The 13,195-nt window shown below is 56.3% G+C and carries 14 protein-coding genes; 7 read left to right on the forward strand and 7 right to left on the reverse strand.

Annotation, left to right across the window (positions count from 1 at the left end; genetic code table 11):
* Nucleotides 1-19 precede the first annotated feature (19 nt).
* Together IPK79_06570 and IPK79_06575 are read right to left on the reverse strand one after the other, a co-directional pair.
* The gene (locus IPK79_06570) at nt 20-460 is read right to left on the reverse strand and encodes a hypothetical protein (GenBank protein ID MBK8190099.1); all 441 of its coding nucleotides are present in this window, start codon (nt 458-460) and stop codon (nt 20-22) included.
* 116 nt (nt 461-576) lie between these two features.
* Complete coding sequence (locus tag IPK79_06575) at nt 577-1,854, reverse strand: hypothetical protein (protein ID MBK8190100.1); 1,278 nt, start codon at nt 1,852-1,854, stop codon at nt 577-579.
* A gap of 321 nt (nt 1,855-2,175) precedes the next feature.
* On the opposite strand from IPK79_06575, the gene IPK79_06580 reads away from it, so the two are divergent.
* Nucleotides 2,176-3,960, forward strand: a complete 1,785-nt coding sequence (locus IPK79_06580; protein ID MBK8190101.1) for a VWA domain-containing protein — start codon at nt 2,176-2,178, stop codon at nt 3,958-3,960.
* Nucleotides 3,961-3,983: 23 nt separating this feature from the next.
* Here the strand turns inward: IPK79_06580 and IPK79_06585 are convergent, their stop codons facing one another.
* From IPK79_06585 to eno, 3 genes are all read right to left on the reverse strand, one after another.
* Complete coding sequence (locus tag IPK79_06585; protein MBK8190102.1) at nt 3,984-4,346, reverse strand: DUF4870 domain-containing protein; 363 nt, start codon at nt 4,344-4,346, stop codon at nt 3,984-3,986.
* Between the two features lie 145 nt (nt 4,347-4,491).
* Entirely contained in the window at nt 4,492-4,986 is a 495-nt protein-coding gene (gene raiA / locus IPK79_06590; GenBank protein MBK8190103.1) for a ribosome-associated translation inhibitor RaiA, read from the reverse strand.
* 138 nt (nt 4,987-5,124) lie between these two features.
* Nucleotides 5,125-6,453 carry a phosphopyruvate hydratase gene (gene eno, locus IPK79_06595; protein ID MBK8190104.1) on the reverse strand — a complete coding sequence of 443 codons (1,329 nt, stop codon included), beginning with the start codon at nt 6,451-6,453 and terminating at the stop codon, nt 5,125-5,127.
* A gap of 180 nt (nt 6,454-6,633) precedes the next feature.
* On the opposite strand from eno, the gene IPK79_06600 reads away from it, so the two are divergent.
* On the forward strand, nt 6,634-7,353 hold the full coding sequence (locus IPK79_06600) for a YggS family pyridoxal phosphate-dependent enzyme (protein ID MBK8190105.1): 720 nt from the start codon (nt 6,634-6,636) through the stop codon (nt 7,351-7,353).
* 63 nt (nt 7,354-7,416) lie between these two features.
* Nucleotides 7,417-7,920 carry a cell division protein SepF gene (locus tag IPK79_06605; protein MBK8190106.1) on the forward strand — a complete coding sequence of 168 codons (504 nt, stop codon included), beginning with the start codon at nt 7,417-7,419 and terminating at the stop codon, nt 7,918-7,920.
* 337 nt (nt 7,921-8,257) lie between these two features.
* On the opposite strand, the gene IPK79_06610 is transcribed toward IPK79_06605, so the two are convergent.
* Nucleotides 8,258-8,695: a heavy metal-responsive transcriptional regulator gene (locus IPK79_06610; GenBank protein ID MBK8190107.1), complete on the reverse strand. Its 438-nt coding sequence runs from the start codon at nt 8,693-8,695 to the stop codon at nt 8,258-8,260.
* Nucleotides 8,696-8,983: 288 nt separating this feature from the next.
* Between IPK79_06610 and IPK79_06615 the strand changes: the two genes are divergently transcribed.
* From IPK79_06615 to IPK79_06630, 4 genes are all read left to right on the forward strand, one after another.
* Nucleotides 8,984-9,535, forward strand: a complete 552-nt coding sequence (locus tag IPK79_06615) for a hypothetical protein (GenBank protein MBK8190108.1) — start codon at nt 8,984-8,986, stop codon at nt 9,533-9,535.
* Nucleotides 9,536-9,606: 71 nt separating this feature from the next.
* Nucleotides 9,607-10,365 carry a L,D-transpeptidase gene (locus IPK79_06620; protein ID MBK8190109.1) on the forward strand — a complete coding sequence of 253 codons (759 nt, stop codon included), beginning with the start codon at nt 9,607-9,609 and terminating at the stop codon, nt 10,363-10,365.
* 65 nt (nt 10,366-10,430) lie between these two features.
* Nucleotides 10,431-10,901: a hypothetical protein gene (locus tag IPK79_06625; protein ID MBK8190110.1), complete on the forward strand. Its 471-nt coding sequence runs from the start codon at nt 10,431-10,433 to the stop codon at nt 10,899-10,901.
* Between the two features lie 119 nt (nt 10,902-11,020).
* Entirely contained in the window at nt 11,021-12,676 is a 1,656-nt protein-coding gene (locus IPK79_06630; GenBank protein MBK8190111.1) for a radical SAM protein, read from the forward strand.
* 9 nt (nt 12,677-12,685) lie between these two features.
* Here the strand turns inward: IPK79_06630 and IPK79_06635 are convergent, their stop codons facing one another.
* On the reverse strand, nt 12,686-13,180 hold the full coding sequence (locus tag IPK79_06635; protein ID MBK8190112.1) for a hypothetical protein: 495 nt from the start codon (nt 13,178-13,180) through the stop codon (nt 12,686-12,688).
* Nucleotides 13,181-13,195: the final 15 nt, after the last annotated feature.

The following is a 13,195-nucleotide window of genomic DNA, read 5'->3' on the forward strand; positions in this document are numbered from 1 at the left end:
TCACGGCCCGGCGAGCGGCCTAAAAGGGCAGATCCGATTCCACATAGGCCAGTTTCCAGCCGCTGCGTTCTTTTTGCATGGTCAGGCGGGTGGTGGTTTCATGACCGTCGGGGTATTTGCAAATCACATCCACCGAGGCGCGGGACCCTTCGATTTTACGGGTATGAAAATACCCAAAGCGAAAGAAATCGTTTGCGCCGCTGTTATAAAAGAAGCGCTTCCAGAAGGTCTTCATCAGGCTGCCGTCGTTGTTTTCAAACAACAGGCGCACTTCGGGCGGACCCAGTTTGGCCAGGGTAGCGGCTTGTGGATGACGCGCATAAATATCGCTGACGCTCCATTCCAGAAATTTTTCCTGGGATTTTTTGGAAAAAAGCGACCAGCAAAAATGACATTGGTTCTGCATCAACGCCTGAAAAAACTGGCGCGCGACGACTTGAGGCTCATTTTTGGCGCTCATGATGCTCGGGCCGTCTTAAGGCGACGGCGGCTCGCAAACCCGTACATATTGAATTAGATAATAGCCTGTTTTGCGCGTCTTGTGCGCAACCGGCCCAAGACGCGCGCACGCGCGTCCTAATTGGTGGTGAAGGTGATGGTGTAAGGCTGGGGCAGACGGTTGCCCTGCCAGTCTACAATATTTTCGAGCGTAATGGTGTAGGTGCGCGTCGAATTCATCACCGATCCGGTGCCCAGGGGCGGGAGCAGCAGAAATTGCGTTTCTCCGGGGAAATTCGGGAAAAGCGTGGAATTGGTGAAGAGCGTGCCAAACTGATCCCGAACGCGCACATGGCAATTGGCTGGCGTCGCCACGCAATTGGCGTCGATGGTCTGGTTGAGCTTGGGATCAATGTACAACGTGCGGTAATCGACCCCGCCGTTAAAGAAGACCTTGATCACCGAGCGCGGATTAATCAACGCCCCCACCGTGGTATTCGCACCGGTGATGGGGATATTCTTGTTGGTGTCCGGGACGCCCTGGGCCATGGTGTAGAACGCCACGCGCGTGGGGCGCACAGCTAATTCGTTAAACGGTTCGGCCGTTCCTCCTGAGCCTGTCGCAGACCAGACCGTCTCAAAGTTAATAGTGCTGACGGGATTGCCATTATTAAGGCCGGGAGCGAACATCGAGCGCCCCAAAGGAACCGCCGTATCAGTTTTATGAATGTCGTAGGCTGTGATAACATCCGAGGAAACGTTGACGGTGCGGCTGAGGTCGGCGCTGGCGCTCAGCGTCAGCTCGTCGATACGAAACCGGTTGTCTGTGCAGTAAGGCCGTGGGTTGTCGCCATCGGTCATCTGGACGCGAATGACGCCCACGCCAACTTCTCCAGTGTCGGAAACGCAGATGGAGCCTTTGCTCAGCATGCTGAACGGTTGGCGAATCTGGCTGTTGGCGGTGAGGTAATCAGTGCGGATTGCGCCGGTGGTCGCGTCCGCTGTCGGATCGCCACCCAGAACAAAATAGCGGTAATAGCCGATTAACTCGCTGTTGACCGCGTTGGCCGGATTGCGAAAAACCTTGCCAGAAAGCCCGTATAAGGGCGGCGTATTGTTGTTCTGACCGCTGTAGCGCAAAAAATTAAGGTAGTTGGTGCGCGGAACAAAGCGGGTCGCCAACGCTTCCTGAATGCCAGCTTGAGCTACATAATATAACTGCAACGATTGGCGGTTGGACACCATCCGCCGCGCGTTATAAAAGGCCCCCTGGTTCAGCGCCAGCGCCATCGACACAATCGCCACCAGCGTGACGACGGCGATTGCAATCGTCGCCCCCTGACCTCTCGCCCCGTGGGCTTTATGGGATTGCGGGCGACCGTGCGGCGCTGTTTCGAGCTTTGACCAACCCATCATACGCGTTCCTCAGCTTCCTTTTTTATCGTGAGGGAAAAGGCTCGGGTCCGGTATCGGCCAACGGCAGGAAACATTGAATATCTGGTAAATCTGGGGGAGATTTTATCACAAAACCGTTACATCCCTGGATGAATCCTCAAGTTTTCTGTCCTTGCGACGATACATGCGACGACTCGTAACAGATTCTGACTGTCACGACTGATTCCCTTCCGTCATCTCATCCGTAATCTCCCTCCCGACGGAATACGGTCAAAAGGCTCAATACAGTGAGCCCTTGAGAATTCGAGCCTTCGATACGCCTTCCAATAAGAGGTAACGAACATGCTGATTGCCCGCCGCTCCCGCTGCTCAGGCTTCTCGCTTGTTGAGACTGCTGTGGTGATGCTGTTCGTTTCGCTGGCGATGGTGCCCATTATCACCACAATGGGCGGCTCAAACGACGCCAATAACGTCAGCGTCAGTAATAGCGCAAATATCTCAGGGGTCTCCTCGCGCTCTTCCAAGCTGGTTCTGGCTGCCAACTCCATTATGGAACGCTCGCTGGCAGGCGATCACAGCGTCAGTTTCGATGCTTCAACGCTCTTTACCACGCCGGGTGAAACGGTCGTCACGCCGCGTCGGCAATATTATGGCGAGACCAGCCGCGCTTATAATCAGCCCATTACGTATGACTGGGTGGTGCGCGACTTGTCGCACCTCGAAGACACGACCGGACAATTAACCGATTGGGCGAACCAGGCGGTTGCTGCTGACGCCGCTGAAGTGATCGCCCCCACCGGAAACTTTGTGCAGCAGGCGACGCTGCGTCTGTACCAAAATCCGGGGGACGCCAATCCCGTCTTAACGCTGCCCACGTATTTCTATCGCAGCAATTGCGGTACAGGCGGCGTGGATTGTGGCGATGTCGCCCTCAATCAAACCGGTATCGCGATTGTCATGGATCGATCCGGGTCAATGCGCTGGTCAATCGAAAGAGACCGTAGTAAAGGCTGGGTTAGTACGTCCAGAAAAACGTCAGCCCCTTGGCTCAAAAATCGCTACCCGATTGGCGCCAACGTCCCGGATGCGGCGATTCGCATTAACGATATCTTTGACGATAGCGCGCTCGATTTAACTTATATGCTGCCGTTTTCTCAGCCGGACAATCCAGACACGCCATATGCGGAGCATTATATTCAGCCGGGCGGAGCGCCCCTGGTGAATGCCGCGTTGACTTTCCCCAGTGGTTGTAATGATGTTGATGCGCTAGATCCCGGGAATGGCAGTTTTAATCCTGATACAGCAAAATATTTTGCCGACGGCGCTTTAACAGACACCTATGTGATGTGGAATGAACCGACCATTACCCCCGTTCAACGTCGGGCGGCGATCGCTGCGTTTTGCGGCGCAGGGGGGGCCCGCGCCTCTCAAGCGGATTGGCTGAATTTGATTAATAACAATATGTCGCGCTTAGAGGCGTTGCGCAATGCTCTGTTGTCGCTGCTGGTGAAATTGGAACAGAATCAATTCCTGGTTTCCAATATGGAAATGGGTATGGTGAGTTTCGCTGCCACTTCGCCACCAGCGGTTACGGAAGTTTCCATGGAAAAAGCGGTTAATCCGCCTGGCCCTGTGAATACCCTGAAATTTGTGAATATGCGTTTGCGCTCGGCCATGATTAATCGCCAAGGCGTTGGAGAGATCATTGCCGACCAGGGGACCCCTATGCTGGAGGGCTTAAAAAGAGCTGCCAGTATGCTGTACTCGCGCCAATATGACAATCGCCTGATGATTGTCATTAGTGACGGGTACGTGAATTCAGGCAGTACGCCTACCAACGTGAGAGATTTCGCCAAGCAGGTTGGCGGCTGTCCGACCGTCGGCAACCCTGCGTGTTATTCGGGCTCCGGCGGCAAAACTATTACGATGTTTACCGTCGGCCTGATTGAAGCCGATGACGCGTTGATGACCGACATGGCGCAGAAAACGCCCAATGGTCAATTCTTCCTGGCGCAATCGGTCACGGACTTACAGCCGATTTTCGACCAGATCGCGTTTCAAATTGAACGGCTCGTGCTCAATAGCATGGCCAGACGCTATCACTTACCCGTCAAAAGCGGGGATTGAAAATCGGCGTTGGCAGGCGTTGGCTACGCTTTCATCAAGTATTTATGGATGAAGTCGCTCAACACGGGCACTTGAATATCATCGCCCATAAACGCCTTGATGGTCAGGAAAATCCAATAGCCCAAAAGCGCCAGGCTGACGAGAATGGCGACCGCGCCTACCAGGAGCGCCACCGGTCCTAACAGTTGTCCTACCATCATATTCAGGATATTGAGCCCTGTATTGATGACAAACGAGGCCAGAAAAAATCCCAGGGCCTGAAGCGCATGGAATTTAACCGTCGCCGATTCGTCTTTTTTAATGAGCAGGATGACAATTGTCGGGATGGCGCAAATGAGTAACCCGACGTAACTGAGACCGCTCCAGAGTTTTTCGTCCTGATTCATCGCGTGCTTGTCTCTCTCTAAACTAAATCCGCCGACCTGCGGCAGCAAACGCCCTCATCATAATCGGGTTCCACGATTATGGGAAGAGGAGAAACAACGCCGCGCGTTGAAAGCGCGGCGTTGCTGAGATCAGGCTGCTCCAGGATTATTGCCGCGGGAGGGCGGCGGCGGGCGCTGTAACGGCCTCGCCCTCTTCCTCTTCGTCGTCGGCGAAGGCGTCCTGATAAGTCAAAAACAGTTCGGAATCGTCGGGCGTTTCGCCGCTTTCTTCTGTGGCGGGGGCTTCCGGCGTGGCGGCGCCTTCGGCGGGTTTGCGGATAGTGCCCGCGCGTTGCTTGACGTCGCGCATCAGTCGCGTTTTATGCTTGCGCAGCGCGCGTTCAATTTTATGCAGCAGCTCGTCAATGCCGGCGTATAAATCCGATTTGGCGGCCCCGACGCGCACAATGGCGCCGTTTACATGGACGGTCGCTTCGGCTTTCTGGTTTTCTTTGATGCTGGGGTTCTTCTCAACGCTTAGAAAAACGTGAATCTCCTGAATAAAATCGAAATGCTCGGACAGGCGGCGCATTTTTTCGATGACATGATCCTTGATGCCGCGGGTCAGATCGATATTGCGACCGCTGACAATAATTTTCATGAGAGAACCTCCATCACAGGCGGGAAAAACAGGAAGAGTCGGGATTTAGCCAAAAACACTTAAAGCCAGACGCAGATGACAGGCAGACAGGCGCTTATGTCTTAAAGGCGCGCCTGCCTGCCCAAGAGTTGCAAGGGTCTAGATCGACATCGCTTCGAGATTGCGCGCCGCGCCAGCGCTCTGGCGCAGGGCTTTAAAGGCGCTAAAGCCGGCATAGCGCGCCGTGGGCCCCAGCTCTTGCTCGATGCGCAGCAACTGGTTATATTTGGCGATGCGCTCCGAGCGGCTGGCCGAGCCTGTTTTAATTTGCCCGGAATTCACCGCCACGGCGAGATCCGCGATGAACGTGTCTTCGGTTTCGCCCGAGCGATGGCTGATCATCGTGGTATAGCCAGACTGATGGGCTAGATTAATGGTGGCCATCGTCTCGCTGAGCGTGCCAATCTGATTGACCTTAATCAGAATACTGTTGCCGACGCCTTTTTCAATGCCTTCGGCCAGAATCGCCTTGTTGGTGACAAACAAGTCGTCGCCGACGAGTTGAACGCCCGCTCCAAGGCGGTCGGTGAGAAGCTTCCAGCCGTCCCAGTCGCCTTCCGACATGCCGTCTTCAATCGAAATAATCGGATACTGCCGGGATAAATCCGCCAGATAGTCCACCATTTGCTCCGGCGTCAACGATTTCCCTTCGCCTTGCAGGCCGTAGCGGCCATCTTTGTAGAGCTCGGTGCTGGCGACGTCCAGCGCCAGTTTGATGTGCTCGTTGGTATTAAAGCCTACTTTTTCAATGGCGGTCAGAATCAAATCGACCGCTTCGCCGTTGCTGCGCAGGTCTGGCGCAAAGCCGCCTTCATCGCCGAGACCCGTATTGTAGCCTTTGCTGCGCAACACGCTTTTCAGGGCGTGGAAGGTTTCGGCGCCCCAGCGCAAGGCGTCGGAGAATGAGACTGCGCCGACCGGAGCAATCATGAATTCCTGAATGTCCACGTTATTGTCGGCGTGCGCGCCGCCATTGAGGATGTTCATCATCGGGACAGGCAGGGCTGAGGCCGAAATGCCGCCAAGATAGCGATACAGCGGCATGTCCAGCGCATTGGCCGCAGCGCGCGCGCAGGCCAGGCTGACAGCCAGCATCGCATTGGCGCCCAGGCGGCCCTTGTTGTCGGTGCCGTCGAGTTGAATCATCAGTTGATCGATTTCAGATTGCTGCGTGGCGTCCTGATCGACCAATTCCTTGAAGATGAGGTCATTGACGTTTTCAACGGCTTGCAGGACGCCTTTACCGTTGTAACGCGAGGCGTCGTCATCGCGCAGTTCCAGCGCTTCGCGCGAGCCGGTGCTGGCTCCGGAAGGGACGCAAGCGGTTCCAATGGCGCCGTCAGAGAGGATCACTTCGGCCTCTACGGTAGGATTGCCGCGCGAATCCAGAATTTCGCGGGCGCAAATCAGCTCAATGTAAGTCGACATGGCGAGTAGTCAAACCTCCTGCGTCAAAACGGACATGCGCCTTATCGCGACAGCGAACGGGCCAGTCATGAGCCCTCATTCAAGCATAGCCCTACGGGAGCGTCAATTGTCGCGCCCCGGCCGCGACGTTGGAGGCGCGCGGCTATGCGAGCCTGTTGTCGTTTGGGTACAATCGGTGAGATGAACGCGCTGACTCAGGATGACTTTGAACACAGGCTTGCGGCGCTGCGACAGCAATGCGATGCGCGCGGCGCGACCCTGCTCGCCGTGACCAAGGGCGCCAGTCTGGCGCAGATTCGGCGCGCATGGGCCTTGGGCGTGCGCGACGTGGGCGAAAACCGCGTACAGGACGCCCTGGCCAAAATGGAGGCGCTGAATGGCGAGACGGCCCAGAGCGTCGGCAGCGGCGCGCCTGGGTCTCTGCGCTGGCACCTGATTGGTCATTTACAGGGTAATAAAGTCGCCAAAACCGTGGGCCGCTTTCATCTGATTCACAGCATTGACACGACGGATCTGGCACAGCGCCTTTCGGACGCCAATGCGTCGCGGAACTGCGTCCAGGCGATTCTCCTGCAGATCAATGTGGCGCAAGAACCTCAAAAATATGGCTTCGCGCCGGAGGCCTTGCCGGAGGCCCTGTCGCTTATTCGACGCTTGCCCGGCGTTCGGGTAGAAGGCCTGATGGCCATGACGCCTCTACGCGCCGAGGCCGAAGAATCCATTAAAATATTTACAAAACTTTATGACCTGCGCATGGCGCTCTCAGACGCCTTCGCGCGGACGCCTGCGCGCTTGTCGATGGGAATGAGTCAGGACTATATACACGCTTTGGCGTGTGGTGCTACAATAGTGCGCGTGGGCTCGTTCCTATTTGGGGAAGAGAGGGTCCGCGCCCTGTAATCGCTCCACCGTTAGATACCCCCTGTTTACGAAGGATAGAGTTAGGAGGCGTCCAGACCGCCCATGAATACGGGACTCATGCATAAGCTTAAAAACTGGGTTTCCGGCGACCCGTTTGAAGACGAGCTGTTTCAATATGAAGAGGAGTACGAGGCCGAACCTCGGGCTTATCGACCTGCGCGAAGCGAGTTTGAAGCGCCTGTCGATAAAAAGCCCCGCAAAAATCTGCGCGTGGTGGACCACCCCGCTGGCGGGTCGTTGCAGCAGCAGGTCGTCGTCATTGAGCCGCGCGCGTTTGAAGAGGCGCTCGATATCATTGAGCATCTGCGCTCGCGTCGCTCCGTGCTGCTGAACCTCCATATGCTGGATACCGCGCAATCACAGCGCGTGGTGGATTTTCTCTCCGGCGCCACCCACGCCATTGACGGCAATCAGCAGCGCATCGGCGACGGCGTATTTATGTTTACGCCCAGCAACGTTGTTATTACCAGTGAGGCGCAGCACAAAGACGCGTCAGCTCATGCAGGGCTGAATGTCAACGACGCCTTCTGGAATCAGGGGCGCTAGAGCCGCCGGGTCTTTCAAGTCGTTTTTGAATGCGACGCCGCTCTATCCGCTTCGATACGTTCCGTTCGACCGCCCGGCTTTCTGTAAGAAGCCGGGCGGTCGCGTTTAGGACGCTTTTCTGCTTGAGACGTTTTCGCGTTTAAGCCTTTAAGCCAAAGCCCCTTCTCTGTCTTATGGGAGAGAAGGGGCAGGCTCCAAGCGTTTTTTATGACAAATTGCCGCTATTTGCAGGGACAGGGCTTGCCGCAATGACAAGGATTGCATTTGCAGCCTTGCGCAAAGGCTGTGGCTCCGGTCAGGCCGGCGCCGGCGACCAAAGCGGCCAGTAAACCAAGGGTCATGAGTTTTTTGAGCATGAAGATATCTCCTGTTGGCTTGGGTGAGGGCTATCGAGGCATTTTAAAATGGGACAGTCTTCGACAAGGCCGTGATCGCCGGGGCATGCTTGCGCTAACTGTGTGAGCGCTGCCTTCATCGCCTCCAGCGACTGGATTTTTTCGTTGATGGTCTGGATTTTATGTTCGGCCAACTGCTTGACCACGCCGACCGATTGAGACGCATCGTGCCGCAGGGCCAGCAGATCCCGAATTTCCGCAAGCGAAAACCCCAAATCCTGGGCCCGGCGGATAAAGCGCACCCGCGTGAGATCTTGAGCGCCATACATGCGGTAACCCGCTTCGGTGCGGCTTGGTGCGGGCAGTAGCTGTTCGCGTTCGTAGTAACGCAATGTTTCCACATTGACGGACGCCTGTTTGGCCAGTTCACCGGAGGTCATAAAATCCATGTGGAATCGAGAGCCTCTTGATGACGTGTTCACATCGCGTATCTGACTTCATCTTACAGTCCGTACCCGCGTCCGGAGTCAAGCCTTTTTGAGAAAATTCCCCTTCGCGCAGACGAGAAATTGGGCTTCGAGAAAGCTACGCATTTTATTTTCGCCTCAGATCGTATAGAATATGGGCTCGTTTGGAGGCGTCGTTCGGATAGCGCCGTCAAAGCGAGAACGACGCCCCCGGCGTCAGGTCTGTAGTATCAAGCTGTTATCAGGATTGAGGACTGTTCAATGAACCCGAAAGCTATTTTACTCTGGTCACTGGCGCTGGGCGCCGCTGTTACCATGGCGCTGCCGCTGGCGGCCAATGCCGAAAACCTCTCCAGCGGAGAAACCTTGGCGGAATACGATTCGCTGAAGTTCCCCTACCTGGATCGTCGCGCGATTGTCGTGAGCGAAGGCGCTGGCGAACTGGATTTCAGCAACAAGGTCTTTCTCCAGGACCAGGACCGTATCGCGCTGAAATTCGTCAATGACGCCGCCCATGCGGTGAATGTCGATATTCCCGCCTTTAAAATCAACTTCGTCGTTCCTGCCAACTCTGAGCGCGTCTATGAATTCGTCAGCTCCGAGCTGGGCAACGTCTACGGCGACAATGGCAAAGTGGCCTACACCGTCACGTCTCTGGAATCCCAGAACCGCGGCGGCATCGGCAAAAGCCAGGCGCTGATGGATATCATCAACGCCAAAATCGTCGTCCCGACGTTTGTGGATGATGAGCCTCCGCCGCCCGTCCGCCGTGGCGCTGGCGCTGACAACGGCAACGTTCGGGGCTATTGGTAACATCCAATGGGCGCGAGACCAGCGACTGTTCTGTTGAATTTTGCCGTTAAGACGGCGTTATCGACGACCTGATGCGCTTTCGTCTCCCGTTCCGTGTACTTTTGATGACGCTGGTCGGACTCTGCGCGAGTCTGGCCAGCGTTTTCGCACAGGCAGACCCGCCTTCTGCGACGCCGCCTCCCCACAGAATCGCCATTAATCTTGCTGCGCGGACCCTCTCGATACTGCAGGGCGAACGCCTTCTGCGGACATTCCCTGTGGGCGTGGGTCGTCTCAATTTCCCGACGCCAACGGGCGAATTCCAGGTCATTCGAAAAGTCGTCAACCCCGCGTGGGAAAACCCGTATGCGGGCGTGCAAAAAATGGTGATCAAGGCCGGAAGCGCCAACCCGCTGGGGACTCGCTGGATTGGCTTCCACCGCGACGCTAAAGGCGAATTTGGCATTCATGGGACCAATAATCCCGCCTCGGTGGGCAAATATAGTTCGCACGGCTGTATTCGCATGCGTATTCCCGATGCCGAAGCGGTTTTTGCGGCCATCGATCTCGGATCGCCGGTCAGTATTGCGTATGATCCGGCGGTTATTCAGCGAGATGGTATTCTCCTCACGCTTCGCGTTTACCCGGACGCGCTTCAACGCGGGATGCCCAACGCAGACGCCATTCAAGAGCGCGTACGTCGCCAATACCCAGACGCGCAAACCAATCCGCTGTTGATTGCCTATGCCTTGCGTCGCCCCAGCCTGCCGCCCACGATCATCGGCTTTATCGCCAGCCGGGAGGCGGATAAACCCAAAGCCGCCTCGGTTCAAGACGCGCACAAATTTTAAGCGGTTCGTTTTAATATGCTTACACTCTGTTTTGGGTCTTAAAAGAGCTGTAAGGGGGTTGGGTAATGGGAGATGTGTCCTTCTTAACGATTGATACGACTGGAAAGAATATTAGCTCGCGTAACGGGCAGTTCTTGGGGGGAAAAGATGAGAATGATCGGCCTCGAACCACGCCTTTATGCTGGCAGCGCCAATCAAGGTTTGGAGAAACAGACGCCCTGATTGACAAAGTCTCTGGGGCTCCTGCATGTAATTTAACGTTTTCGCTGACAGAAACTTATCAAAATCCTGAGCCTGATATGCCCCCTTTCCAAAAAGTTGGAGTAAATAGTTCTGATGGTAAACCTGATCGGCTTACCTTCATCCTTCCTTCTGACGAGTTCGCTACACCCAAAATACTTTCGATCATCAAAGACCCTCAAGATGACGTGACGATTTTAAAAGGCCGCGAAAAGACTCCCGGAACTTGGGAAATAGGGACGCTTGCTGTGCTTCATGACGAAGGGGAAATCACTTATCAAAACGCTATTATTTAAAGTTAGCAACAAGCCCGGGCTTGCCAAAACGCCGCTTTGACTTTCGCTGCGCCGGTATCGGCGTTATGATAGCCTTCTGGCGGCTCGCTCGAATGTGAGCCAAAAAGGAAGCTTCTTGGATGCCTCGCGCCACGGTGCGTGATCCGTTAGCGGGCGCGCACGAAACGTTTCTCTATACGCCTGCGCCGCCCCGGCCGGACGCGGTTGGCGTCGCCTTGGCCTATCCGGCCGATTATGGCGTGGCAATGGCCAGTCTGGGATATCTGACGCTGTTTCGTCTGCTCGATCAGCGGCCCGATGTTGCGGCGCAACGCGTGACGATGGACGCCCTGCGGGCCGGACGACGCCTTCACCCGCAGACGGCCTTATTGGGCTTTTCGTTCTCGTTTGAACTCGATATTCTCAACATTCTCAAAACCCTGGAATTATGCGGCATCCCGCTGCGCGCCTGTGATCGCGATGCGTCGCATCCCCTGGTGTTCGCAGGCGGACCGGTGGCGATGACCAACGGAGAGCCTTACGCCGACTTCATCGACTTTTACCTCATTGGCGATGGGGAAGAGGCAATCGGCGACTTGATCGACGCATGGCATCGCGAGGCTGCCCGCGCGGGCGGCGATCGTCAGGGGCTTTTACGTCGCTTGGCCCAGACGGTCCCCGGTCTGTACGCGCCTGCGCTCTACGAGGTGACGTACGCCGCGCCGGACGGTCCCGTCACGGCGATCACGCCGCGCTTTGATGATGTCCCGCCTGTGGTCGCCAAGCGTTCGCTGTCCGCAGCGTTTGCAGATGTGGCGTTTAGTCCCATTCTGACGCCGGAGTCTTACTTTTCCAGTGTGTTTCTGGTGGAAGTAATGCGCGGATGCGCCCACCGCTGCCGCTTTTGTATGGCCAGTTACGCCACGCTGCCGCCGCGCGCCAGCGACGCCGGGGCCCTGATGCGCGCTGTCGAAACGGGTCTGCGCCACACGCCTAAAATCGGGCTGTTGGGCGCATTAATTGCCAATCATCCTGAGTTTGAAGCGTTGTGCGAGTTTCTCAACCACCAAATGAATGCGCATCCTGATCTGACCCTGTCGGCGGCCTCGTTGCGCGCCGATACGCTTACTCCTGCAATGGTTGAGACGTTTGTTCGCGGTAAACAACGCCAGTTGACGATTGCCATCGAAACCGGCTCGCAACGTCTGCGACAGCGCATCAATAAGCGCCTCAGCGAAGAGGAAATTGCTCGTGCGGCCGAGATTTGCGCGCGCGCCGGGCTACCTGCCCTCAAACTGTATGGCATGGTGGGTCTTCCCGATGAAACCGATGACGATATCGAAGACACCATCCGCCTGATTCGTCAGTTGCGTCGCGACAATCCCCGGCTCGATCTGGTCTTCGGGTGCAGCTCTTTCGTCCCCAAGGGCGCAACGCCGTTTCAGTGGGCTCCGCGACTCGATACGCCGCAGGTCGAGAAGCGCTTTGAACGCTTGCGTCGAGGGCTGGTGGGCTCCGCCGCTTTTCGTCCCAGCAGCGCCCGCTGGGACGCCGCCCAAGCCTTACTGTCGCGGGGCGACAGGCGACTTTCCGGCTTCTTATTGCGTTATGCCGCCTACGGTGGATCGCTGGGGCATATTCGCCGCGCGATGAAAGACGGCGCGCCGGGCGAAACCCCGTCGATCGATTGGTACGCGCTGCGCCAGCGCCCGCCAGAAGAAACGCTGCCGTGGCAGGTCGTGTCGTTAGGCGTGCCAAACGACATCCTGTATCGCGAAGGTCAGTCAAACGCCTAGTTGTGGCTGTTAGACGCGCCCCTGAGCGTTCTCATCCTCTTCTTCTCGTGAAAACCATCGCCAGCCGAGAATTCCGAACAAACCTTTGAAATCTTCCTCGGTCAGGTCATGGTCTTTTTCATGCTCGGGTTTGACGTATTTCTTGAAGTACTCGTACAAAGCCCCCATCTCGGCAATTTTTTCGCTCGGCGCTGTGGCCTCGCCCTTGAGAATGCGCCGAACCAGGTCAAAAGCAATTGCCGCGCGCGCATGCTCGGTGGGTTGTCCGGCATTGGTTTGCGCCGGATGCGCCGTGTTATAAAAAGACGCGACTTGCCCCAATCGCTGCGTTTGTACCGGCGCCTGGGTTTGCGGCGTGCCCGCATGCAGCTGTGCCTGCGAAGTCAGTTGCGTCTGCGTTTGCTGCTGCGATTGCGTCGCCTGGTGCTGCTGCGCGTGTTGATGCGAGACCGTCGCCGGGGGCGGCATCGAGAAAATAGGTTTATGAATGCCGGGAGTGTCCATGGGGCGTCTTCTCGT

The organism is Vampirovibrionales bacterium, from assembly GCA_016712355.1.
In the GTDB taxonomy this organism is placed as follows: domain Bacteria; phylum Cyanobacteriota; class Vampirovibrionia; order Vampirovibrionales; family Vampirovibrionaceae; genus JADJRF01.